Below are 22828 nucleotides of genomic sequence, written 5' to 3' on the forward strand. Positions count from 1 at the left end.
CCCGTTCGCGTGGCCGGGCGGGCCCGTTCACGTCTTCGCGAGTGCCGCACAATGGACCCGTGGACGAGCCGATACCCGTGACGCGGGCCGTGGATCACGGGACCGCCAAGCTGATGCCCGACGTCGATCGCGAACGGGCGTGGCTGCTCACCGTGGACGGCGCGCCCCAGTCGTACGTCGATCTGGACGAACCGACCCACCTGGAGTTCGAGTACACCCGGCGCCTCGGGCACGTGCTGGACACGGTGAGGGAACCGGGGCGCGCCCTGGACGTGCTGCACCTCGGCGGCGGGGCGCTCACCCTGCCCCGCTACGTCGCCGCGACCCGGCCCGGTTCCCGCCAGGACGTGGTCGAGGCGGACAAGGGCCTGCTGGAACTGATCGGCGAGTGTCTGCCGGTGCCCGACGGCACGGGCATCGAGCTGCACCGCGCCGACGCCCGCGCCTGGATCGAAGCCGCCGCTCCGGCCACCGCCGACATCCTGATCGCGGACGTCTTCGGCGGCTCGCGCGTACCGGCGCACCTGACATCGACCGCCTACGCGAGCGCCGCCGAGCGCGTGCTGCGCCCCGGCGGGGTCTACCTCGCCAACCTCGCGGACGCGGCGCCCTTCGGCTTTCTCCGCTCGCAGCTCGCCACGTTCTCCACCGTGTTCGAGGAGATCGCCCTCATCGCCGAACCCGGAGTGCTGCGCGGCCGGCGCTTCGGCAACGCCGTGCTCGTGGCCTCCCACCACCCGCTCGACACGACCGCCCTGGCCCGTCGTACCGCCGCCGACGCCTTCCCGGCACGCGTCGAACACGGCGCCGCGCTGCGGGACTTCATCGGCGGGGCCGCTCCGGTGCGCGACGAGGACGCGGTGCCGTCACCCGAGCCGCCCGGCGGGTCCTTCGGCATCGGCTGAGGCCCGCTCCGCGCCGGGGGCCGGGGCGGGAGCGCCCTGGGCCACCGTCCGGGACCGCCGCGTCAGATTCCGGACGTCGGGGACGCACAGCACCGCCGCCGTGGCCACCACGACCAGCGTCGCACAGCCCCACAGCGCGGGCGTCCGGCCGAAGGCCTGCTCCGCGGGGCCCGCCAGCGCCGTGGCCAGCGGGACCATCGCGATCGATCCGAACCAGTCGTACGCGGACACCCGCGAGAGCTTGTCCTCGGGTATCTCCTGGTGGAGCGCCGTCATCCACGACACCCCGAACACCTCGATCGCCAGACCGCTGACGAACATCACCGCGTACAGCGGTCCCACCGGCAGCGGGACCGCGAGCGCGGCAGCCGGTGCAGCGAGCGGGAAGACGCACAAGGTGCCGGCGAGCAGCAGACGACGGGGCTTCCAGCGGGTCATCAGCAGCGCGCCGCCCACGGTCCCGGCGCCGAACGCGCCGAGCGCCAGACCCCAGGGTCCCGGCCCGCCGAGACTGTCCCGGGCGACCAGCGGACCGTAGACCGCGTCCGCGGCTCCGACGACCGCGACCACGACGGAGAACTGCGCGACGATCGTCCACAGCCAGGGCCGTCCGACGAACTCGTGCCAGCCGTCGCGGAGATCGGAGAACAGACCGCCGCCGGGTTCACGCGGCGGTATGTGGCTGATGTCGAGGAAGGAACGCAGGGCGCCGGCGACCGCGAACGCCACCGCGTCCACGGCGAGCACCCAGCCCGGTCCGATCACGGCCACCAGCGCGCCGCCCAGGGCCGCGCCGCCGAGGCCCGCGCCCTGCATAGCCATCCGGAACATCGCGAACGCGCGGCTCGCCTGCTCGCCGCGGACGGAGGACATGAGCATGCCCTCGGCGGCCGGGTTGAAGAACGCCTGCCCGGTGCCGCCGAGCGCCGACAGCAGCATCATCTGCCACAGCCGTGCCTCGCCGGAGACGACGAGGACGGCGAACGCCGCCTGCGACACACAGTTGAGGGCGTTGGCCGCGACCATCACGTGATGCCTCGGCAGCCGGTCCGCGACCGCACCGCCGATCAGCAGGAAGAGCACCAGCGGCAGGGTGCGCGCCGCGGCCACCAGGCCGACGTCGCCTCCGTCGCCGCCCGCGCCGAGCACCGCGAACGCCGAGGCGATCAGCGCGCCCTGGCTGCCCAGGTTGGTGACGACCGCGGCGGCGGTCAGAAGGGTGTAGTTCCGGCCCGCCCAGGAGGGGCGGCGGGAGGGTCGGGCGAGGTCGGCGGCTGAGGTCACCGGGAGACTATCGCCGCCCGGTGCCCGACTTGCCAAACCCGAGGTGAGCACCCCTGCGGGCACTCACCCCGCCCGGCACCCGCCCCCACACGCCCGCCCGCCGCGAGCGGTCGTGCAGGGGGACGGCAGCGCACCGGAAGCGGCCGTGCACGGGGACGGCGGCGAGCCTGAAGAAACGGTGCACGGGGACGGCTGCGCGCCGGAAGCGACCGTGTACGGGGACGGCTGCGCGACGGAAGCGACCGCTCCGTTTTGTCGCCGCGAGGCATCCCGCCCCCGCCCCGGGAAGGGGGCCCGGGCGCCGGGGCCGCGCGCTCGGGCCGGGGCTCAGGAACCTGTCGGATTGCCGTGCAGCCGTACGGTGCTGAGGATCTTCCGCACCGTCGCGTCCGGGATCTCCTCCGAGACGCCCTTGGCGCCGTAGAGCGTCCAGGACACGAAGTCGCCCGCCGAGTTCTTGAAGGCGAAGGTGGTCGCCTTGCCGTCGGAGTCGCACTTGCCCTTCTTGGCGACGCCCTTGGAGTACGTCGTCGTGACGCTGCCCTCGATGCCCGAGGCCGTGGTGTACGTCTCGGGCTTGCCGATCTTCAGCAGCTTCTTCGAAGCGTTCTTCTGGTCGGTGTAGCCGCCGAACACCCACCACGCGGAGTCATTGCGCGCCACGTCGGCGGTGTTCTTGGCGCCGCTCTGGCCCTTGGTGCCCGCGGCGGCGAGCGCGGTGTCCTCGGTGCGGCCGTCCTTGTTCGCGTCGGACGTGCACCACTTCTCCTTGAGGAACGCCGGGGCGGACATGCCGATGAGCGCGGAGCCGTCGCCCTTCTTGTCGTCCTCGAAGCCGATGAAGGTGCCGGGAGTGCTGACACTCCAGTCCGGCGGCACGTCGAACGCGGTACCCCACTTCGGGTTCACCACGACCTTCCAGCCGGCGATCGTCGCCTTCTCGTCGCCGCCACCGCGCGGATCGACGTCGGTGGCGCTCGCGCTCGCCGACGTGGGGGCCGACACCTTGGGAGACTTGGACGTGCCGGGGCCGGCCTTGTCGTCGTTCTTGCCGTTGTCGCCCAGGACGAGGAATCCGGTCACCCCGGCGGCGATCACGACGGCCGAGGCCGCCACGATCGCGGTGATCTTCGTCTTGTTGCCGCCGCCACCGCCGTTGCCGCCGGGCACCTGAGGTGTGCCGAGGGGATCCGACGGCGCTCCCCACTGCGGGTGCCCCGGCTGCTGTCCGTACGGGCCGGGCTGCTGATACCCCGGCTGCTGATACGGATTCGGCTGCTGGTACCCCGGCTGCTGGTACGGGTTCTGGTCCTGCGGATTCTGCTCGCCCCCGGGCGGCTGCTGTCCTGGCCACATGGCTGGTAACGATAGAGGTGCCTGTGACCCGGGTGCCACGGCGGTCCCCGAAACGACCGCGTCATCGGGCCACTTGTCCCATTGATCCCGGCTCGGAGTCGGCCTGACGCCGTCTCAGGCCGCTGAGCGGGCGCGGCTGATGGCGACGGCCGGTCCCGGCCTCGGCTCATGACGTCGGCCGGTTGCGGCCTCGGGCTCATGACATCGGCCGGTTCCGGCCTCGGCTCAGGACCTCTGCCGGGCCCGGCTCACGACCCCGTCGGGTCACCGTGCAGACGTACGGTGCTCAGGATCTTCAGGATGGTCGCGTCGGGGATCTCGTCCTTCACGCCGGTGGCGCCGTAGAGGTTCCATGCCACGAAGTCGCCCGCGGAGTTCTTGAACCCGAAGGTGACGGCCTTTCCGTCGCTCGCGCACTTCCCCTTCTGGGGCGTGTTCCTGGACCTGGCCCAGGCGACGCTCCCGCTGATGCCCGAACTCGTGGTGTACGGCTTGGCTTTCTTGTCGAAGGTCAGACTCTTCTTGTCCGGCTGTGTGTAGCCGCCGTACACCCACCAGGGGACCTGGTTCACGGCGACCTCGTCGGTGTTCTTCGCCCCGCTCGCGCCCTTGGTGCCCGTGGCGCCGAGCGCGGTGTCCTCCGTACGGCCGTCCTTGTCTTCGTCGGAGCTGCACCACTTGGACTTGAAGTAAGCGGGCGCCGACATCATGATCAGCGGCTTGTCGCCGCCCTTCGCGTCGTGCTTCTCGAACCCGATCGACGTGCCGGGCGAGGCCACCTCCCAGTCCGCGGGGACGTCGAAGGCCGTGCCCCACTTGGGATTGACGACGACCTTCCAGCCGGGGACGGTCGGCTGCTCGCCCGTCCCGCCGCGTGCGTCGCCGCCGGAGGGTGAGGCGCTCGGGCTCTTCGGCGCGCTCACCGAGGGCTTCGGGCTCGTGCCCTTGTCGCCGCCCCCGGCCCGGTTGTCCTTGCCGCCGCCGAGCAGAACGGCGCCCGTCACCCCGGCGGCCACGACCACGGCGGTGGCCGAAACGATCGCGATCACCTTCGTCCGGTTCCCGTTCCCACGCGGGGGCTCGGGCGCGCCCGCGGGGGAGGCCGTGCCCCAGGGCTGCTGTCCCGGCTGGGGCCCGTACGGGCCCGGTTGCTGAGGTCGGCCCGGCTGCTGGTGCGGGGTCTGCTGGTATCCGGGCTGCTGGTAGGGGTTCGGTTGCTGGTACCCCGGCTGCTGGTAGGGGTTCTGTCCCGGCGGGTTCTGTCCCGGCGGGTTCTGCTCGCCTCCGGGCGGCTGCTGTCCTGGCCACATGGGCAGTCACGTTAGTGGCGCTAGTGAAACGTTTCTGTCACCGCGTCTTGTCAAGCCTGTACCGGAGTGCGGCTCCGTGCCCGGCGTCGGCCCTCCGGCGTCGACCGGCTCGGGTGGCCGACCGGCACGGGCGCCGGGCGGGGTCTGGCCAGGATTACTACTCATGGGTAACATCGAGGTATGAGTGCAGACCAGATGACCATCGGCGAGATGCTCGCCGCGACCGTGCCGATGGCGCGGACCCTGAACCTCGAGTTCGTGGAGACCACCCCGGAGAAGGCCGTCGTGGCGCTCCCGGACCAGGGTGACTTCCACAACCACGTCGGCGGACCGCACGCCGGAGCCATGTTCACGCTCGGCGAGTCGGCGAGCGGCGCGATCGTGCTCGCCGCCTTCGGGGACCAGCTCTCCCGCGCCGTGCCGCTCGCGGTCAGTGCCGAGATCGCGTACAAGAAGCTCGCGATGGGCCCGGTCACGGCCACCGCGACGCTCGGCCGGCCCGCCGCCGACGTCGTCGCCGAGCTGGACGCCGGACAGCGTCCCGAGTTCCCCGTCGCCATCGCCATCCAGCGCGCCGACGGCGCGGTGACCGGCGAGATGACGGTCGTCTGGACGCTCCGCCCGAACGGCTGAGACCCGCGTCGCCCACAGGGCCCTGATCGCGGAGTACCCGCCGATCGGGGCCCTGGGTCGTTCGCGGGGGCCCTGCCGGCCCGGTTCAGCCGCGCGGAACCCGGATGCTCACCGTCTGGGTGACCCGGGTGCAGAGCTGTCCCCGGTCGTCCTCGATGTCGCACTCCACGACCGCCGTGTCGCGTCCCACCCGCAGCACCCGGGCCTTCGCGCGGGCCGCCCCCTCGCGCACGGGCCGCAGGAAATGCGTGGTGGAAGTGGTGGTGGCGGGAACGGCGCCCGCGGGCCCGTTCAGTGCCGCGCAGACCGCCGAGGCGACGTCGGCCAGACCCATGAGCGCGCCTCCGTGCAACCCGCCTCCCGAGGTGGACAGTTCGGGCACGAAGTCGAGTTCCGCGTCCACGCCCTCGGCGGACAGGGCGGTGAAGCGCACGCCCAGGGTCCTGGCGTAGGGGGCCATCGCGTATATGTCGTCGGCGGTGACGTTCACATCGGGCTCCTTGTGGGAGAGGTGGGACGTAAGTCGATGATCCTTTCTATCAACTCCCTTGTCGGCGAGGGGCGTTACTGTGGTGCGGGGTGTGTATGCGATCCGGTCTCCCGCCGTGCCGTAGTGGCGCTGTAGCGGCTGTGCCGGCCTGTCGCAGTGCCGTATGCCGTAGCGCCGTCCTGTCGCCGGGCCGCCGGGTTACATACCGCCGCCCTGTCGCCGTGCCGCCGGGTTTCGTGCTGCCGTGTCGTGCCGTGCCGTACCGCCGTGCCGTGCCGCAATCGTGCGGCGAACACAACGCGTCGTTCAGCTCACTGCAACTGCCCGGTCATGGCCGGTCACCACCGTGCCTCCTGACCTCGATTTTGCTCACCTGGAGGGCACATGGGCACAGCAGGACAGCAGAACGGGCCGGACAGACGGGCGTTGCTGCGCGCCGCGGTCGCGGTACCGGCGGCCGGCGCGGCGACCGCCGCCTTCGAGACGGCTCCGGCGCGGGCCGCGACCGCGGGCGGAGGGGGCCGGTTCGACACCGAGAGCCCGCGCTTCGCGCTGGCCGTGCTCCCCGACACGCAGTACCTCTTCGACGCCGACAGTGCCGACCCGGCGCCGCTGCGGGAGACCTTCCGGTACCTCGTGGCGGAGCGGGCCGAGGCGAACATCGCCTTCATGACGCACCTCGGCGATGTCACCGAACACGGCACCGAGGACGAGATCTCACGCGCCGCCGACACCTTCCGCACCCTTCACGGCAAGGTTCCCTACAGCGTCCTGGCCGGCAACCATGACATTCCGTCGTCGACGGACGACCAGCGGGGAGGCACGGCTTACCTGGCCGCGTTCGGCCCGGAACGCTACGCCTCCATGCCCACCTTCCGCGGCGCCTCTCCCGACGGCTACAACAGCTACCACGTGCTGCGCGCCGGCGGCCGGGAGTGGCTGGTGCTCGCCCTGGACTGGCGGGTGTCCGACAAGGGGCTGCGCTGGGCGCAGGGCGTCCTGGACGCCCACCCCACGCTTCCCGCCGTGCTCACCACACACGACATCGCGTGGTCGGACGACGACGGCAAGGCCCAGCTCTCGGACAACGGCAAGCGCCTGTGGGACGGCCTCGTCCGGGGCAACGACCAGATCTTCCTCGCGCTGGGCGGCCACTACTGGCCGCCCGGCCGTACGGTCCTGTCCAACGACGCCGACAACGATGTCCACGTCCACATCACCAACTACCAGGACCGCTACTACGGCGGCGCCGGGATGATCCGCACCTACTCCTTCGACCTGGCCCGGGGAGTCATCGACGTCGAGACGTTCGCTCCGTGGTTCCTCGCCCAGGACCCGGAGAAGCGGACGCCGCTGGAGGCCGAGACGATCGAACTGACCGGCCCCGTCGACCGGTTCGGCCTGCGGATCGACTTCGACGAGCGCTTCGGTGGCTTCGCGCCCGTCGTCCCGCCGAAGCCGCGCCCGGCCTCCGCCGTGATGCCGCGCGGCACGGTGGCCTACTGGCGCTTCGACGGCTCCGGGGCGGTGACGGGCGCTCCCGTCCCGGACGGCACGGTCGTACGGGATCTCACGGGCCACGGGAACGACCTCACCGTGAGCCGGCTCCACGCGAGCGGTCCGGACGTCCTCGCCTGGTCGGCGGACCATCACCCGGGCCAACCCGCCCACGCCAGCCTCCACTTCGACGGCGGCAAGAGCCCCGACCGTGGCGCCATCCTCTCGACGTCCGCCCGAGCCGCCCTGAACAGCGCGCAGTTCACCCGGGGCTACACCATCGAGACCTTCATCCGGCTGCCGGATCCCTTCGAGGGCGACCACGCCTGGATGGGCATCCTGAGCTGGGAAGGCCGCAACGGCGACGCGGGCAAGACCACCGGCTGGTCCCCGCTGGAGCCCACGTGCAGCCTCAATCTGTCGCCCGAGCGGTTCCTTCAGTTCGTCGTCTATCCGGAGCGGCAGGACGCCGACCCGACATCATGGAGCCACGCTCTGCCCGTGGGCCGCTGGACCCATGTCGCCGTCGTCAACGACGGCCGCCGTACCGTGCTGTACGTGGACGGCTCGAAGATCGCCCGCAACCCCGCGCAGCCGTCCACCGGGATCGCGACGCTCGGCAAGCCCTTCGTCCTCGGCGCCACCCAGTTCGACGAGAGCTTCGGGCAGGGTTTCTACGGCTGGATCGGCGACACCCGCATCGTCGACCACGCCCTGCCCGTACGGGACTTCCTCACCTCACCCGCCTAGCCGGCCGGACGGCCCGGGGAGCGAGCACCTGTTCCCTTCCGGTCGTCCATGCCGGACCCTGGCCCTCGGGCGGTGCGCGCGCATTGCCCGAGGGCCGGGGCAGGCCGGGATCGAGGAGTGCGAGCGTGGGCGTACGCGGGCAGGGCGCCGTTCTGGTGACCGGTGGCAGCGGGTTCGTCGGGAGCCATCTGGTGCGGCGGCTGCTGGAGCGGGGATACCGGGTCCGTACCACCGTACGAAGCGCGGCGAACACCGCGAAGGTGGCCCCGCTGCTGGGGATGCGGGAGGCCTTTCCCGGCCGGCTCGAGCTGTTCGAGGCGGATCTGCTGGCCGACGGCTCCTTCGACGCGGCGATGAGCGGCTGCGCCGTGGTCTTCCATGTCGCGTCGCCGTTCCTGATGCCGGAGAAGATCAAGGACGGCCGCAGGGACATGGTCGACCCGGCGCTGCTCGGCACACGCAACGTGCTGGCCGGGGTGGAACGGACACCGACGGTCGAGAAGCTCGTCCTCACCTCCACCGTCGGCGCGATCTTCGGCGACTACATCGACGTCCGGGGCATGGACGGCGGCGTCCTGTCGGAGAAGTACTTCAACACCACCAGCACGGTCGAGAACAACCCGTACCACTACGCGAAGACACTCGCCGAGCGCGAGGCCTGGGCGGCGGAGGCGGCGCAGAACCGCTGGCGCCTGGTGTCCGTCAATCCCGGTCTGATCCTCGGCCCCTCGCTGACCCCGGCTTCCCAGTCCGGCAGCCTGTTCCTGCTGGACGAACTGTTCAAGGGCTACTTCTTCTACGGCGCACCCGATTTCAGCTTCACCACGGCGGACGTCCGCGAGGTCGCGGACGCGCACATCGCGGCGGCGGAGCACGACGGCGCCAAGGGCCGCTACATCGTCGCGGCCGAGACGATGACGTCCTTCCACGACATGGCGCGCGTCATCCGCGGCCGGTATCCCCGAGGGCTGCGGCTGCCCCGCACCGCGCTCCCGCACTGGCCGGTCCGCGTCCTCGGCCCGGCGTTCGGACTGACCCAGGACTACATCCGCAAACACCTCGGTATCCGGTTCCGCGTGGACAACAGCCGCAGCGTGCGCGAACTGGGGATCACCTACCGCCCGGTCGAGGAGACCCTGCTCGACCACTACGAGTCCTGGAGGCAACGGACGTGACGAGTCCCACGTCCCGGCCGCCGTTCAGAGCGACCAGGTAGGCTTCCCGGCGGGCGCTCCGGGGAAGCGCACCTCGGTGATCATGCGAAACGCGGTCGGCCGGGTCACGTACACCGAAACGGGAGGAACCGGCGTTGCACGTCCAGGACTGGCTCGAGACGGTGCCCGCGGTCAGTATCTACGCGCTCGTGGCGCTGGTCATCGGCCTGGAGAGCCTGGGCATCCCGCTGCCCGGCGAGATCGTCCTGGTCTCGGCGGCGCTGCTCTCCTCGCAGCACGGCGGCATCAACCCCGTCGTCCTCGGCGTGTGCGCCAGCCTCGGGGCGATCGTCGGCGACTCCATCGGCTACGCCATCGGCCGCAAGGGCGGACGCCCGCTGCTCGCCTGGCTCGGCGCGAAGTTCCCCAGACACTTCGGCGAGGCCCATGTCGCCACCGCCGAGCGTTCCTTCCAGAAGTGGGGCATGTGGGCCGTCTTCTTCGGCCGCTTCATCGCCCTGCTGCGGATCTTCGCGGGCCCGCTCGCGGGTGTGCTGCGGATGCCGTACTGGAAGTTCCTGATCGCCAACGTCCTCGGCGGCATCATCTGGGCCGGCGGCACCACCGCGGTCATCTACTACGTGGGTGTCGTCGCAGAGTCCTGGCTCAAGCGCTTCTCGTGGCTCGGCCTGGTCGCCGCGGTGCTCGTCGGAGTCGCCTCGATGCTTATCGTCCGCCGCAAGGCCAAGAAGGCGGCGACGGACCACGGCACGGCGGAGACGGAGCCCGTCCCCGCCGCCGAGTAGGGCGGCTCCTGGTAGTTCCGTGGGCCCTGCGGCGCGTGCCGCCGAGTGGGGGCGCGGGGCTACTCGTGGATCTCGCGGTGTGCCTTCGCCAGTTCCACGTAGAAGACGCCGTTCAGTGTGAGACCCTCGCGCTCCTCGTCGGTCAGCGGACGCCTGACCTTGGCGGGGACACCCGCGACGAGCGAGCCCGGCGGGACCCGCATCCCCTGCGGCACCAGCGCTTGCGCGGCCACCAGCGAGCCGGCTCCGATCACGGCCCCGTTGAGCACCGTGGCCCCCATGCCGATCAGACAGTCGTCCTCCACGGTGGCACCGTGCACCACGGCGTTGTGGCCGATCGAGACGCGCTCCCCGACGGTGATGGGGAAGCCGGGGTCGACATGCAGGCTGCAATTGTCCTGCACGTTGCTGTCGGCGCCGATGACGATCGGACCGCAGTCGGCGCGCAGCACCGCGCCGTACCAGACGCTCGCGCCGGCGCCCAGCGTGACGTCCCCGATGACCACGGAGGTGGGGGAGACGAACGCCTCCGGGTCCAGCCGCGGATCCTTGCCGCCGATCCCCTTGATCAGCGCCTGCTGCGTCGTCACCGTGTCACCGTCTCGTCGTCTCGTGGTCCGGTCCTTCTGAGTACACCGGCACGGTATGCCATCGCCCCCGCGTACCTCCGGTGGGGCGAAGATCACAGCGGTGCGGCCACGTCGGCGAGCCCCGCTCTGAGTACCGTGAACGCGTGTCCAGGAGCAAGAACACGTTCTCATCATGGCGGCGACGCCTCGCGCAGCGCGCCGTCCACACGGGCTGGGCCTGGATGCGGCGCGCCGGTACGGTCTCGGCAGAGCAGCCGGGCAGGTTCCGTTTCGGTGCCATCGGCGAGAACACCCGGCTCGCCTTCCCGCTGGGGACCGTCTTCGGCGAGCCCTGGATCCACCTCGGCTCGTACTGCATCGTCGCCGAACAGGTCACGCTGACCGCGGGCCTGATGCCCGACCTGGACCTCGGTCCCGACCCGATCCTGCGCATCGGGGACGGCGTCGTGCTCGGCCGCGGCAGCCATGTCATCGCCGACACGACGGTCACGATCGGTAACGACTGCTACTTCGGGCCCTACGTGTACGTGACCTCCACGAACCACTCGTACGACGATCCGCACGAGCCCATCGGCAAGCAGTGGCCGCGGATGGAGCCCGTGGAGATCGGGCCCGGCTGCTGGATCGGGACCAATGCCGTGATCCTTCCCGGCGCGCGGATCGGACGGAACGTCGTGGTCGCGGCGGGTGCGGTGGTACGAGGTGTGGTGCCGGACCACTGCGTCGTCGCCGGGGCTCCCGCGAGGGTCGTACGGCGCTGGGACCCGGTCGCCGGATGGCAGCCGCCGCTGCGTACGCCGCCGCCGGTGCCGATTCCCGACGGAGTGACACCCGGGCAGCTCCAGGCGCTCGCGGAACTGGACGAGGAGACCGTCGCGCGGCTCGCGGAGCTGGATCTCGACGCGCGGGACGCGGCCGAGGACGTGCACGCGCGGTCGGGGGACGTCCGCGCGGAGTCCTGACCCCGGAGCGGACCCGAGTCGTGACCCCGGAGCGGATCCGAGTCCTGGCCCCGCACGCGTCCGAGTCCTGGCGCCGGAGCCGGCTCAGCCGGTTGCCAGCAGCACCGTGCCGACCAGTGCCAGTGCCGCTCCGGTGGCCTGTACGGCCCGTAGCCGTTCCCTGAGGACACCGCGCGCGGCCAGCGCCGTGACCACGGGGTAGAGCGAGGCGAGGACGGCGGCGACGGTGACCGGGCCGTGCTGGGCGGCCACCGAGTACGTTCCGTTCGCCGCGACGTCGGCGAGGCCCACGAAGGCCAGCGCGGGCAGGGACACCCAGGGGAACCCGCCCTCGGGAAGGGCCCGCCCCCCGTACCGGACGGAGAGGGCCAGGGCCGCGCCGCCGGTGACGACATTGGTCATGCGCTGCACGAACAGTGCCAGGAAGAGGCCGGTGACCGACGACGACGCCTGCGCGATGAGTACGAACACCGTGCCGAATCCGGCGGCCGCGATCAGGGTCAGGAGGATGGCCTGCCGCTGCACGGGCGCGCCCCGCAGCTGGGGCCCGCCCGCGAGCACCACCCCCGCCACGGCGACCGCGATGCCCGCGATCTGCACCAGTCCCGGGCGCTCGCCGAGGAACAGACCGACACCGATGGGGATGGCCACGGCCAGCGAGCCGAGCGGCGAGACCACGCCCATGGGGCCGAGCGCGAGCGCCTTGTAGAAGGAGAGCAGCGCGACCGGGCCCACCAGGCCCGCGGCCACCGCGAACCACAGCTGCGGTCCCGCCGCGCTCCAGCCGCCGGTGGCCAGCACGATCGCGCCCAGGACCACCGCGGCGATCGACTGGGAGGCGACGACCACGGTGAGGGCGGGCGTCCGCCGGGTCAGCAGACCTCCGCCGAAGTCGGCCAGGCCCCACAGCAGGCTGGTGGCCAGGGCGAAGAGTGCTGTCACGGGGGGCCTCGCAGTACAGTTCGGTGAACGATCAGGTGCACCACACGATAGTCCACTTGATTGAACTCTGTCATTCAAAATATTGGACGGAATGTGTCGGATCTCGACCTGCTGACTCAGTCCCTGGCGCGCAATGTGAAGCGCTGGCGCACCGAACGCGGCTTCACCCTGGACGCGCTCGCCGCCCGCGCCGGAGTCAGCCGCGGCATGCTCATCCAGATCGAGCAGGCCAGGACCAATCCCAGCCTGGGCACCGTCGTCAAGATCGGTGACGCGCTCGGCGTCAGCATCACCACCCTTCTCGACTACGAGCAGGGCCCCAAGGTCCGGATCGTCCCCGCCGACCAGGCCGTACGGCTGTGGCACACCGAGGCGGGCAGCTACAACAGGCTGCTGGCCGGCACCGAGGCGCCCGGCCCGCTGGAGATGTGGGACTGGCGGCTCATGCCGGGCGAGGGGAGCCCGTCCGACCCGCACCCCGCCGGCACCGTCGAACTCGTCCATGTCATCTCGGGGGACATGACGCTGACCGTCGACGGGGTCGAGCACAGCGTTCCCGAGGGGGCGAGCGTCTCGTTCGAGGCCGACACCCCCCATACGTACGCCAACAAGGGCGAGGTCCCGGTCGAGATGGTCATGGCCGTGTCGGTCCCGCTCGTGCACTGAGGCCCGGCGCGGCCCCCTCGGCCCTGCCGGTCCCGGCAGGCGCGGCAGGCTCTCCCCGGGCGCCACCGCGAGGCTGTTAGCGTGCCGTCATGCGCGCACCCATCGGACACTTCGACGATGCCTTCCCGGCCCCCGACCGCCTGGACGACCTCGTCGGCCCCGTCGCCGACGCGGTGCGCGGGTGGCGCGGTGACACCCCCGCCGAGCAGCTCGTCTACGTAGAGACGAACCCGGAGTGGGCCGACACCGCCGTCTTCGTCGAGCACTACGGCAAGGAACTGCTCGACACGTCCGCCAACTGCGTGGTCGTCGCGGGCAGGCGCGGCAGCGAGACCACGCTCGCCGCGTGCGTCGTCCTGTCCACCACCCGCGTCGACGTCAACGGTGTCGTACGACGTCAACTGGGCGCCCGCAAGGCCTCGTTCGCCCCGATGGACCTCGCGACCGGCGAGAGCGGCATGGAGTACGGCGGCATCACCCCCGTCGGACTCCCGGACGACTGGCCGGTGTTGGTCGATCCGGCCGTCGTCGGGCTGCCGTACGTGCTGGTCGGCAGCGGTCGACGGCGCGGCAAACTCCTGGTGCCCGGCAAGGCGTTCGCGGAGCTGCCGAACGCGGTGGTGGTGGAGGGCCTGGGCGTCGCCGTCTGACGCCGCCCGCTCGTGATGCCTGCGTGCCCGGCCGGCTCCGTTCGCGCAGGAGGGCCGGAGGGCCGGCGTCCGTCGGAGCCTCGCGCCCGTCGACGGGGCGCCGGATCGACGTCTGACGAACATGGGCTCCGGCCCGATGCGCTGTCCGTTCACGCGGCGGCGTGATGTGCCAGCGCCCCGTGCGGATCCGCCCCGCCGGGTTCCGGCGCCGGATCGGCGTGGACCAGGGCGGCGGTCAGTCGCGGAACGGCGTGCAGCAGGGCGTGTTCCGCGTTCACGGCGATGTCGTGGGCCTGACGCACGGTGGCGTCGCCGTCCACCACGACCGCCACCTCTGCGCGCAGCCTGTGGCCGATCCAGCGCATCCGCAGTTCTCCCACGTCGCGCACCCCCGCGACCTGGCGCAGCGCCCGCTCGGCCCGGTCCACCGACTCCGGCTCCACGGCGTCCATCACACGCCGGAAGACCTCTCTGGCGGCATCGCGCAGCACGAGCAGGATCGCGGCGGTGATGGCCAGTCCCACCAGCGGATCGGCGAGTTGCCACCCGAGGGCCGCGCCGCCCGCGCCCACCACCACGGCGAGTGAGGCGAACCCGTCGGTACGGGCATGGAGTCCGTCCGCGACCAGTGCGGCGGAGCCGATCTCGCGGCCGACGCGGATGCGGTACCGGGCGACCCACTCGTTGCCGGCGAAGCCGATGAGCGCGGCGACCACGACCACCGCGAGGTGTCGCACCGGCTGCGGATCGAGCAGCCGGCCGACCGCCGTCCAGGCCGCGAAGGCGCCGGAGGCCGCGATCGTCAGCACGATCACGATGCCGGCCAGGTCCTCCGCCCTCCCGTAGCCGTAGGTGAAGCGCCGGGTCGCCGCGCGGCGGCCCAGTGTGAAGGCGACCGCGAGTGGCAGGGCGGTCAGCGCGTCGGCCGCGTTGTGCACGGTGTCGCCGAGCAGCGCGACCGACCCGGACACCATGACAACGGCGGCCTGTGCCATGGCCGTTGTGCCGAGGACGGCCAGAGAGACCCACAGCGCCCGCATGCCCCGCACCGACGTCTCCAGCGCGGAGTCGACCTTGTCGGCCGTCTCGTGGGAGTGCGGGGCGAGGAGATGGCGAAGCCGGTTCCAACGGCCGTGCCGGCCGCGGCCGTCCCCGTGGTCATGCCCGGCTCCGTGGTGATGACCGTCCCCGCGGCCATGGCCGTCCACGCGAGGATGGCCGTCCCCGTCGTGATGGGCCTCCCCGCGAGGATGGTCGTGCGCGCGGTGTCGGGCCTCCCGGCGAGGCTGGCCGTCCCCGTGGTCATGCCCGGCTCCGTGGCGATGCCCGTCCCCGCGATGGTGGTCGTGGTCGTGGCGGTCGTTCACGTGCGTCCCCTTCCGAGCGCGGGAGTGGACGAGTCCGTGTCCACGAGGCCATTATGTGCGTATGAGCGCACGCATGCACCTATCACCTGCGCACGATGCGCACCCGCGCACCCCCGGCGAGGAACAGTTCACGCTCGCCGCCGAACTCCTCGCGCTCCTCGCCGATCGCACCCGACTCACGCTGCTGCACGCCCTGACCGACGGCGAGGCCGATGTCACGACGCTGACCGAGGCGTGCGGAGCGGCCCGTCCGGCCGTCAGCCAGCATCTGGCCCGGCTCCGTCTGGCCGGGCTCGTGAACACGAGGAAGGAAGGGCGCCGGGTGATCTACTCGCTAGGGGACGGCCATCTGCGCCGGGTGGTCGACGAGGCGCTGAGCTTCGCCGACCACCGGCTCTCCGATCGGCCTGCGCACGACTGAGGCCACGGTGCGGAGCCCTGGCCCGGGCCGGAGCCGCGGCGCGGACGAGCCGGAGCCCGCCCGGGCCACGTACGGCCGGATCCGCGAGCGCACGGCGCGGTCGAACCGGAGCCCCCCGGGCCGCGCACGGCCGGAGCCCGCCCGCGCCGCGTACGGCCGAGTCCGTGAGCGCGGTGCGGTCAGCGGGTGAGCGTGCCGTCGCCCGCGACCGCGCGGTCTCCCACGGGCGGGACGCCGTCCTCGCTCTCCTCGCCCTCCTCCAGCAGGTTCGCCGCCGCGCCCACGATGCTCGGGTCGGGGCTGCCGACGACCTCCCGGTCCTTGTCGCTGTAGGCGAAGCGGGCCAGCACACTGCGCATGGCCTCGACGCGGGCCCGCTTCTTGTCGTTGCTCTTCACCACGGTCCAGGGCGCCTGCGCGGTGTCCGTCTCGCGGAACATGGCGACCTTGGCCGCCGTGTAGTCGTCCCAGAGGTCCAGCGAGGCCAGGTCCATGGGGCTCAGCTTCCACTGCCGTACCGGGTCGACCTGACGGATCGTGAAGCGGGTGCGCTGCTCACTCTGGGAGACCGAGAACCAGAACTTGATCAGGTCCACGCCGTCGTCGACGAGCATCCGCTCGAAGGCGGGCGCCTGCCGCATGAAGCGCCGGTACTCGTCGTCGGTGCAGAAACCCATCACCCGCTCCACGCCCGCCCGGTTGTACCAGGACCGGTCGAACATCACGATCTCGCCCGCGGTCGGCAGATGCTCCACGTATCGCTGGAAGTACCACTGCCCGCGCTCCCGCTCCGTCGGCTTCTCCAGCGCCACCACCCGGGCGCCGCGCGGGTTGAGGTGCTCGGTGAACCGCTTGATCGTCCCGCCCTTGCCCGCCGCGTCGCGCCCCTCGAAGACGACGACGAGCCGTCGGCCGGTCTCCTTGATCCAGCTCTGGAGCTTCAGCAGCTCGATCTGCTGGAGCCGCTTGTGCCACTCGTACTCCTTGCGCTCCATGCGCTGCTCGTACGGGTAGTTCTCCCGCCAGGTGTCCACCGGGCTGCCGTCCGGCCGGATCAGTACGGGGTCGTCGTGGTCGGTGTAGTCCACCCGCATCCCAGCCAGCAGTTCCGTCATCCGGTCCTCCTCTTCCCGTGCTCCGATTGTCCGACGATCTTGTTGTTCCTGCCGTTTCGGTGGCATTTGCGGCATGATCAGACAGATCCCGTACGCCACCACGGCCGCGCAGCCGAGGAAGCGGAACGCGGCCTGCCCGAACCCGGGGCGTCGCCGCCGGCGCAGACCTGCGTGGTGGAGAGCGCGAAACCCAGGTGGGACAGGAGCGCGCCGCACACGTTCAGGACACCGCTGATGAGGACCGCTGTTCGCGGTTTGAGGGCTCCTGTCGCGATGGAGGTTGCCATCGCGTTCGCCGTGTCGTGGAATCCGTTGGTGGAATCGAAGGCCGGAGCCGTGACGATGACGACCGCCACGAGGAACGTGATGTGGTCCATCCCTCGATGGAAGCAATCGGAGGAATACGGCGGGAGAACCGCAGACGAAGCCGACGCGAGTCGGAGTCGAGATGCACACCCGCTTGCACCCACAAGGGACAACGCCCGCAGGGCACACGTTGTTTGACGCTTCGGCAGGACGGCCAGGACGGCCAGGACGGCCAGGAGGGTCCGGACCGCTCGGGCTCGGAGAGCGCGGGTGCCCTGTGGGCTCAGCCCAGCCGCGGGATCTCGATCGCCGGGCAGCGGTCCATCACGATGTCGAGTCCGGCGGCGCGCGTCCGCGCGTACGCGACTTCGTCGATCACGTCGAGCTGGAACCAGACGGCCTTGGCGCCGATGGCGACCGCCTCGTCCGCGACGGGTCCGGCGAGGTTGCTGTTGACGAAGACGTCGACGACATCCACCTCGAAGGGGATGTCCGCGAGAGAGGCGTACCCCTGCTCCCCGTGCACGGTCTCGGCCTTCGGGTGCACGGGCACGATCCGCTTGCCGTAGCGCTGGAGGACGTCGGCGACGCCGTGGGCCGCGCGGCGCTCGTTCGACGAGAGCCCCACGATCGCCCAGGTGTCGCCCCGCTCGGTCAGGATCCTGCGGATCGTCTCTGCGTCGCCGTACACGCTCGGCCTCCTCGGGAATCGGTCAGTCGCTTCCGGTCTTCTCAACGGTGAGCGGCGCGCGATGATTCCTCGTGCCGTGTACCCGCAGGTGTTCGAGCAGCAGCCGGTTCAGGGTCTCGGGGGCCTCTTCCGGGATCCAGTGGCTGAGGTCCGGGAGGACCTCGAACCGGTAGGGCCCCTCCACCCAGCGCCCGGTCTCCCGCGCGGGCACCGGGCCGAAGGCCGTGTCCCCCGTGCTCCAGACGTACAACGTGGGCACCTCGATGACGTCGATCGTGCCGTCGGGGCGCCCGGACCGGTACCAGTTCAGTGCCGCGGTGAGTGCGCCCGGCCGGGACAGGTGCCGGACGTAGGCGTCGGCACTGGCCCGCGGGACCTTCTCCGCGTAGAGCGAGCGAAGCAGTCCGGCGTCGTCGGCCAGCATGCGCTGTTCGGTCGCGGGCGTCTCGCGCCAGTCGATCATGTACCGGGATCGCGCGCGCTGGTCGTCGTCGGTGCGCAGGGCCTCGGCGAGAGCGTCGGGGTGCGGGGTGGAGACGACCGTGAGGGTGGATACGCGGCCGGGATGGGCGGAGGCCGTCCACCACGCCACCGCGCCGCCCCAGTCGTGACCGACGAGGTCGAACGTCGACCAGCCCAGCTCATCCGCGATCGCGACGACGTCCGCGACCAGGAGGCTGATGCGATAGTCCTCGGCCCGCTCCGGCCGGACCCCGGGGGAGTAGCCGCGCTGGTCGGGCGCCACCACGCGGTAGCCCTCCGCGGCCAGTGCCGCGATCTGACCTTGCCACGCCAGCCCCGTCTGGGGGAAACCGTGCAGCAGCAGAACGGGGCGGCCGTCGGACGGACCCGCCGCGATGGCGTCGAACACGCCAGCGGCGGTGGAGATGCTCATCCCGGTCACGACTCACTCCTTCAAACCGACTGGTCGGTAACCTTTCCGTCGCTGGAAGCGGATTGTCAAGGCCGCCCAGACCCGCGGTCCCTGTGTCCGGGCTTGCCGGTTCTGGGATTGCTGCGTCGGTGTCGGTGCCGATGCGGGTGCCGGTGCTCGGGTGCAGGGGCCGGCCGGGTCCCGCGGCCGCAGGGCGTGCTCGACCCGAGCCGTTCGCGCCACCGGCACCCAGTCCCGACCCTCGGCGCCCAACGGACCGTACGACACACGCTGTTCACAGTCGACGGCACCCACGCGGCCGGCATCGGGCGCCTGTGTCCGGCGGCGGACAGCGATCGGGGCGCGGGCGCGTGTCCGGAACGGCCCCCACCTCCCCACACCCGCCCCGACGGCCGCTTAGGCTCACCTCGTGCTCCGTATCCTCGACGCCCGCACGGGCGAACCCGTCGACGCAGCCCTCGCCCGCCGCGGTCTGGTCCGCGTCCACGCCCATCCGCCAGGGTCCGACTTCACGGGTCTGCGCGTGCTCCTGGTCGCCGACGTCCTGGTGCGGGCCCTGGAGATCGGCGGCAACCCCGCCTGGGCGACCGTGACTTCGGTCCCGGACCCGGAGGCCACCGGGGACCGGGCGGAGCCGGGGGACGGGGAAGCCCCCTGGAGCGGGGCGGGACTCCGGGCGCGCGCCGCCGAACTCGGGATCCGGCCGTTCGAGGATCACCCGGACACGCAGCCGGGACCGGCCGCGACACGGACCGTCGACATCGTCGCCCAGGGGGCCGCGGTGACGGACGGGCCGCGTGTCGAGGTGGCGCCGGTCGAAACCGGACCCGGGCCCGGGGCCGCTCCCATGGACTCCACGGCGCTGCGGCTGACGCTGCTCGCACGGCGACGGGATCTGCCGCTGAGTCTCGACGCCGAGGCCCTCGCCGAGGCGGAGGCCACGCTCGGGCGCTGGCGCGCCGCCGTCGCCGGATGGGCGACACGTCCCTCCAAGCCGGTCCCCGAGGACGTACGGCTGCGGCTGCGCGCCGCGTGGGAGGACGACCTGGACGTGCTCGCCGTGCTGGACGTGCTCCGGTCGGTGGAGACCTCCGGCATTCCGGAGGGGGCCCGGTTCGAGACGTACGCCTACGCCGACCGGCTGCTCGGCCTCGAACTCACCCGCGAGATCGGATCGTCGCTGTGAACGCGCGCGCGGCCGGTGGCCCGAGGCGAAGACTGGTCGTCCTGCGGCACGCCAAGTCCGCCTGGCCCGACAGGGTGCCCGACCATGAGAGGCCGCTCGCGACCCGCGGCCGTCTCGACGCCCCGGCCGTCGGCCGCGCCCTCGCGGAAGCCGACCTGCTGCCGGACCTCGCCCTGTGCTCGACCGCCGTACGGGCGCGCGAGACCTGGGAGTTGGCGGCTCGGCAGTGGGGCACCCCGCCGCCCATACGGCTCGACGGGCGGTTGTACGGGGCGGACGTACCGGAGTTGTTGGAAGCCGTCGGTGAAGTCCCGGAACATGTGAGGACGTTGCTGCTCGTCGGACACAACCCGGGACTTGAGGAACTGGTCCTCGAACTGGCCGGGGACGGCTTCGACGGCACGCTGGGCCGGGTCCGGACGAAGTTCCCGACCTCGGCCGTCGCGGTCCTCGTCTGGCACGGCGCCGCCTGGCACGAACTCGGCTCCGGCGACGCGCTGTTGACGGACGTCGTCGTGCCGAGGGGCAAGAAGGAGTGAGTCCGGGTCGACGTACGCCCGCGTGACGGGTTCCCGCCCCCGGAGGAGCCCTGGGTGCCGGTCCCGGCCCCGGCTGTGGCCCCGGGATGTGGCCCCGGCTGTGGCCTGTCGGCGGCGCGCGGGTGCGCGGTGCGTGATCATGGGCGCATGTGTCGCCCCAACCCTGGCCCGGCCTGTCGGTCGCCGGCACGGGCAGGGGCAGGGGATCGTGGGCGTGCGTGTCGCCCCGGTACCGCTCGGGGGCGCGGTGTGCCTCCCGCTCGGGGGCCACTGGTGTGCGGCACGTGATCGTCGCCTCGCACGAGAGGCGCGAGAGGGAGGGGGCGCCGCCCCGTCCGCCGCCGCCGCGCGCAGCGCATACGCTGGCCTGATGCAGGACGAGTACCGCACAGTGGCCCACGCGGGCGTGCACGAGACCGAGATCAACCGCTCCCGTTTCCTGTGCGCCCTCGCCCCGGCCGCCACCGAGCGGGAGGCCCAGGACTTCATCGCGGCCGTCAGGAAGGAACACGCGGACGCCACGCACAACTGCTTCGCGTACGTCATCGGAGCCGACGGCGCCGTACAGAAGGCGAGCGACGACGGTGAACCGGGCGGCACCGCGGGCGTCCCCATGCTCCAGATGCTGCTGCGCCGCGACATGCGGTACGTCGTCGCCGTCGTCACGCGCTACTACGGCGGGGTCAAGCTGGGCGCCGGCGGACTGATCAGGGCGTACGGCGGCTCGGTGGGCGAGGCGCTGGACGCGCTGGGCACGATCACCCGCCGCCGGTTCCGGCTGGCCACGGTGACCGTCGATCACCTGCGGGCGGGCAAGGTGCAGAACGATCTTCGGTCAACCGGCCGCGAGGTACGTGATGTGCGTTACGGCGAGGCGGTCACCATCGAGATCGGGTTGCCGGACGCCGATGTGGACGCCTTCCGGGCATGGTTGGCCGACGCGACCGCGGGCGCGGCCGGCTTCGAGCTGGGCGGGGAGGCCTACGGAGACGCGTGACAATCCGGGCAATCGGCGCGAATGGTCAAGATGTGGGGGCGGTCGTGGTGGGCCGATACGGGAGTAACCGCCCGTGATGTCAGACCCGGCCGATACCCTTCGGGGATCATGAGGCTCCTGCACACTTCCGACTGGCATCTGGGCCGGGCGTTCCATCGCGTGAACATGCTCGACGCCCAGTCCCGGTTCATCGGCCACCTCGTCGCGACCGCCCGCGAGCGCGAGGTCGACGCGGTGGTCGTCTCGGGAGACGTGTACGACCGTGCCGTGCCGCCCCTGGCCGCGGTCCAGCTCTTCGACGACGCCCTGCACCGGCTGGCCGACCTCGGCGTGCCCACCGTGATGATCTCCGGGAACCACGACTCGGCGCGCCGGCTCGGCGTCGGTGCCGGACTCATCGGGCGCGCGGGTGTCCATCTGCGGACCGACCCCGCCGGGTGCGGAACGCCCGTGGTGCTGGCCGACGCCCACGGCGATGTCGCCTTCTACGGCCTGCCCTATCTCGAACCCGCCCTGGTGAAGGACGAGTTCGGGGTGGAGAAGGCGGGCCACGAGAGTGTGCTGGCCGCCGCCGTGGACCGGGTCCGCGCCGACCTCGCCGGCCGGGCGCCGGGCACCCGCTCCGTCGTCCTCGCCCACGCCTTCGTCACCGGCGGCCAGGCGAGCGACAGTGAGCGGGACATCACCGTCGGCGGCGTCGCCTCGGTGCCCGCCGGAGTCTTCGACGGCGTCGACTACACCGCACTCGGCCATCTGCACGGCAGCCAGACCATCACCGAGCGCGTGCGCTACTCGGGATCCCCGCTGCCGTACTCCTTCTCGGAGGCCGGCCACCGCAAGAGCATGTGGCTCGTGGACCTCGGCCCCGACGGCTCCCTCGCCGCCGAGCGGATCGACTGCCCGGTGCCCCGTCCGCTCGCCCGCGTCCGCGGAAACCTGGAGGACCTGCTCGCCGACCCGGACCTCGAGCGTCACACGGGCGCCTGGGTCGAGGCGACCCTCACCGACCCCGTGCGGCCCGCCGACCCCATGGCGCGGCTGGCCGAGCGCTTCCCGCACACGCTCAGCCTCGTCTTCGACCCCGAACGCTCACCGCAGGCCCCGGACGTCTCGTACGCCCGCCGGATCGCGGGCCGCAGCGAGGAACAGATCGCCGAGGACTTCGTCGCCCATGTGCGCGGTGTGGGTCCCGACGCCCGGGAACAGGCCGTGCTCCGGGACGCGTTCGACGCCGTCCGCGCCGACGAGACCGTACGGGAGACCGCCCGGTGACATCACGTCCGCAGTACACCCGGGGCGCCGGCCGCCCGGTGACC

Annotated in this window: 23 protein-coding genes and 1 pseudogene; 13 read left to right on the forward strand and 11 right to left on the reverse strand. The window is 71.9% G+C overall.

The annotated features are described in order from the left end of the window. The first annotated feature begins 59 nt into the window (after positions 1-59). The gene (locus ABZV42_RS12320) at positions 60-905 is read left to right on the forward strand and encodes a fused MFS/spermidine synthase (RefSeq protein ID WP_356051837.1); all 846 of its coding nucleotides are present in this window, start codon (positions 60-62) and stop codon (positions 903-905) included. Here the strand turns inward: ABZV42_RS12320 and ABZV42_RS12325 are convergent. The 3 genes from ABZV42_RS12325 to ABZV42_RS12335 form a co-directional block, all read right to left on the reverse strand. Then, positions 867-2189, reverse strand: coding sequence for an MFS transporter (locus tag ABZV42_RS12325; RefSeq protein ID WP_355976909.1), 1323 nt, complete (start codon positions 2187-2189; stop codon positions 867-869). The two genes, ABZV42_RS12320 and ABZV42_RS12325, sit on opposite strands and share 39 nt — an antisense overlap. Positions 2190-2516: 327 nt before the next feature. Continuing rightward, positions 2517-3545: a hypothetical protein gene (locus ABZV42_RS12330; protein ID WP_355976911.1), complete on the reverse strand. Its 1029-nt coding sequence runs from the start codon at positions 3543-3545 to the stop codon at positions 2517-2519. A gap of 248 nt (positions 3546-3793) precedes the next feature. Further along, entirely contained in the window at positions 3794-4855 is a 1062-nt protein-coding gene (locus tag ABZV42_RS12335) for a hypothetical protein (protein WP_355976913.1), read from the reverse strand. Between the two features lie 180 nt (positions 4856-5035). Between ABZV42_RS12335 and ABZV42_RS12340 the strand changes: the two genes are divergently transcribed. Further along, complete coding sequence (locus tag ABZV42_RS12340; protein WP_351534820.1) at positions 5036-5488, forward strand: DUF4442 domain-containing protein; 453 nt, start codon at positions 5036-5038, stop codon at positions 5486-5488. An 85-nt stretch (positions 5489-5573) separates the two neighbouring features. Here ABZV42_RS12340 and ABZV42_RS12345 read toward each other — a convergent pair whose 3' ends face one another. After that, positions 5574-5978 (reverse strand): PaaI family thioesterase, encoded by a 405-nt coding sequence (locus ABZV42_RS12345; protein WP_355976915.1) that lies wholly within the window; start codon positions 5976-5978, stop codon positions 5574-5576. 384 nt (positions 5979-6362) lie between these two features. On the opposite strand from ABZV42_RS12345, the gene ABZV42_RS12350 reads away from it, so the two are divergent. From ABZV42_RS12350 to ABZV42_RS12360, 3 genes are all read left to right on the forward strand, one after another. After that, a complete protein-coding gene (locus ABZV42_RS12350) occupies positions 6363-8225 on the forward strand; it encodes a LamG-like jellyroll fold domain-containing protein (RefSeq protein ID WP_356051838.1) in 1863 nt (620 codons plus the stop codon). A 125-nt stretch (positions 8226-8350) separates the two neighbouring features. Then, a complete protein-coding gene (locus ABZV42_RS12355; protein ID WP_355976919.1) occupies positions 8351-9400 on the forward strand; it encodes an NAD-dependent epimerase/dehydratase family protein in 1050 nt (349 codons plus the stop codon). 134 nt (positions 9401-9534) lie between these two features. Next, positions 9535-10185 carry a DedA family protein gene (locus tag ABZV42_RS12360; RefSeq protein ID WP_355976921.1) on the forward strand — a complete coding sequence of 217 codons (651 nt, stop codon included), beginning with the start codon at positions 9535-9537 and terminating at the stop codon, positions 10183-10185. Positions 10186-10244: 59 nt separating this feature from the next. Here the strand turns inward: ABZV42_RS12360 and ABZV42_RS12365 are convergent, their stop codons facing one another. Continuing rightward, the gene (locus tag ABZV42_RS12365; RefSeq protein WP_355976923.1) at positions 10245-10775 is read right to left on the reverse strand and encodes a gamma carbonic anhydrase family protein; all 531 of its coding nucleotides are present in this window, start codon (positions 10773-10775) and stop codon (positions 10245-10247) included. 143 nt (positions 10776-10918) lie between these two features. Here ABZV42_RS12365 and ABZV42_RS12370 point away from each other — a divergent pair, with 143 nt between their 5' ends. Beyond that, on the forward strand, positions 10919-11737 hold the full coding sequence (locus ABZV42_RS12370; RefSeq protein ID WP_355976925.1) for an acyltransferase: 819 nt from the start codon (positions 10919-10921) through the stop codon (positions 11735-11737). Between the two features lie 84 nt (positions 11738-11821). On the opposite strand, the gene ABZV42_RS12375 is transcribed toward ABZV42_RS12370, so the two are convergent. Further along, positions 11822-12679, reverse strand: a complete 858-nt coding sequence (locus ABZV42_RS12375; protein ID WP_356051839.1) for a DMT family transporter — start codon at positions 12677-12679, stop codon at positions 11822-11824. 93 nt (positions 12680-12772) lie between these two features. Between ABZV42_RS12375 and ABZV42_RS12380 the strand changes: the two genes are divergently transcribed. Together ABZV42_RS12380 and ABZV42_RS12385 are read left to right on the forward strand one after the other, a co-directional pair. After that, the gene (locus ABZV42_RS12380; protein WP_355976929.1) at positions 12773-13345 is read left to right on the forward strand and encodes an XRE family transcriptional regulator; all 573 of its coding nucleotides are present in this window, start codon (positions 12773-12775) and stop codon (positions 13343-13345) included. An 89-nt stretch (positions 13346-13434) separates the two neighbouring features. Then, the gene (locus ABZV42_RS12385; protein ID WP_355976931.1) at positions 13435-13995 is read left to right on the forward strand and encodes a YbaK/EbsC family protein; all 561 of its coding nucleotides are present in this window, start codon (positions 13435-13437) and stop codon (positions 13993-13995) included. Between the two features lie 149 nt (positions 13996-14144). Here ABZV42_RS12385 and ABZV42_RS12390 read toward each other — a convergent pair whose 3' ends face one another. Beyond that, complete coding sequence (locus tag ABZV42_RS12390) at positions 14145-15203, reverse strand: cation diffusion facilitator family transporter (protein ID WP_356051840.1); 1059 nt, start codon at positions 15201-15203, stop codon at positions 14145-14147. Positions 15204-15423: 220 nt separating this feature from the next. Between ABZV42_RS12390 and ABZV42_RS12395 the strand changes: the two genes are divergently transcribed. Next, positions 15424-15783 (forward strand): metalloregulator ArsR/SmtB family transcription factor, encoded by a 360-nt coding sequence (locus tag ABZV42_RS12395; protein WP_356051841.1) that lies wholly within the window; start codon positions 15424-15426, stop codon positions 15781-15783. Between the two features lie 179 nt (positions 15784-15962). On the opposite strand, the gene ppk2 is transcribed toward ABZV42_RS12395, so the two are convergent. The 4 genes and pseudogenes from ppk2 to ABZV42_RS12415 form a co-directional block, all read right to left on the reverse strand. Then, complete coding sequence (gene ppk2 / locus ABZV42_RS12400) at positions 15963-16898, reverse strand: polyphosphate kinase 2 (RefSeq protein ID WP_356051842.1); 936 nt, start codon at positions 16896-16898, stop codon at positions 15963-15965. Between the two features lie 197 nt (positions 16899-17095). Next, positions 17096-17275, reverse strand: a pseudogene (locus tag ABZV42_RS12405) (inorganic phosphate transporter); the annotation flags it as partial. A gap of 212 nt (positions 17276-17487) precedes the next feature. Then, the gene (locus ABZV42_RS12410) at positions 17488-17895 is read right to left on the reverse strand and encodes a CoA-binding protein (RefSeq protein ID WP_356051843.1); all 408 of its coding nucleotides are present in this window, start codon (positions 17893-17895) and stop codon (positions 17488-17490) included. 22 nt (positions 17896-17917) lie between these two features. Then, positions 17918-18790 (reverse strand): alpha/beta hydrolase, encoded by an 873-nt coding sequence (locus ABZV42_RS12415; RefSeq protein ID WP_356051951.1) that lies wholly within the window; start codon positions 18788-18790, stop codon positions 17918-17920. 409 nt (positions 18791-19199) lie between these two features. Here ABZV42_RS12415 and ABZV42_RS12420 point away from each other — a divergent pair, with 409 nt between their 5' ends. The 4 genes from ABZV42_RS12420 (at position 19200) to ABZV42_RS12435 (ending at position 22784) form a co-directional block, all read left to right on the forward strand. Next, entirely contained in the window at positions 19200-19976 is a 777-nt protein-coding gene (locus ABZV42_RS12420; RefSeq protein WP_356051844.1) for a hypothetical protein, read from the forward strand. Next, the gene (locus ABZV42_RS12425; RefSeq protein ID WP_356051845.1) at positions 19973-20515 is read left to right on the forward strand and encodes a histidine phosphatase family protein; all 543 of its coding nucleotides are present in this window, start codon (positions 19973-19975) and stop codon (positions 20513-20515) included. Before ABZV42_RS12420 ends, ABZV42_RS12425 begins: the two co-directional genes overlap by 4 nt. Positions 20516-20885: 370 nt before the next feature. Beyond that, positions 20886-21512, forward strand: a complete 627-nt coding sequence (locus tag ABZV42_RS12430) for a YigZ family protein (protein ID WP_355976946.1) — start codon at positions 20886-20888, stop codon at positions 21510-21512. A 108-nt stretch (positions 21513-21620) separates the two neighbouring features. Continuing rightward, entirely contained in the window at positions 21621-22784 is a 1164-nt protein-coding gene (locus ABZV42_RS12435) for an exonuclease SbcCD subunit D (RefSeq protein ID WP_356051846.1), read from the forward strand. Positions 22785-22828: the final 44 nt, after the last annotated feature.

The sequence above is a fragment of the Streptomyces sp. NPDC005281 genome (assembly GCF_040607495.1).
In the GTDB taxonomy this organism is placed as follows: domain Bacteria; phylum Actinomycetota; class Actinomycetes; order Streptomycetales; family Streptomycetaceae; genus Streptomyces.

What these genes read in the sequence shown, in the direction of transcription:
- ABZV42_RS12430 (WP_355976946.1), top strand. Translation starts at nt 20,886, where the DNA reads ATGCAGGACGAGTACCGCACAGTGGCCCACGCGGGCGTGCACGAGACC.
- ABZV42_RS12335 (WP_355976913.1), bottom strand. Translation starts at nt 4,855, where the DNA reads ATGTGGCCAGGACAGCAGCCGCCCGGAGGCGAGCAGAACCCGCCGGGA.
- ABZV42_RS12330 (WP_355976911.1), bottom strand. Translation starts at nt 3,545, where the DNA reads ATGTGGCCAGGACAGCAGCCGCCCGGGGGCGAGCAGAATCCGCAGGAC.
- ABZV42_RS12385 (WP_355976931.1), top strand. Translation starts at nt 13,435, where the DNA reads ATGCGCGCACCCATCGGACACTTCGACGATGCCTTCCCGGCCCCCGAC.
- ABZV42_RS12415 (WP_356051951.1), bottom strand. Translation starts at nt 18,790, where the DNA reads ATGAGCATCTCCACCGCCGCTGGCGTGTTCGACGCCATCGCGGCGGGT.
- ABZV42_RS12435 (WP_356051846.1), top strand. Translation starts at nt 21,621, where the DNA reads ATGAGGCTCCTGCACACTTCCGACTGGCATCTGGGCCGGGCGTTCCAT.
- ABZV42_RS12395 (WP_356051841.1), top strand. Translation starts at nt 15,424, where the DNA reads ATGAGCGCACGCATGCACCTATCACCTGCGCACGATGCGCACCCGCGC.
- ppk2 (WP_356051842.1), bottom strand. Translation starts at nt 16,898, where the DNA reads ATGACGGAACTGCTGGCTGGGATGCGGGTGGACTACACCGACCACGAC.
- ABZV42_RS12350 (WP_356051838.1), top strand. Translation starts at nt 6,363, where the DNA reads ATGGGCACAGCAGGACAGCAGAACGGGCCGGACAGACGGGCGTTGCTG.
- ABZV42_RS12340 (WP_351534820.1), top strand. Translation starts at nt 5,036, where the DNA reads ATGAGTGCAGACCAGATGACCATCGGCGAGATGCTCGCCGCGACCGTG.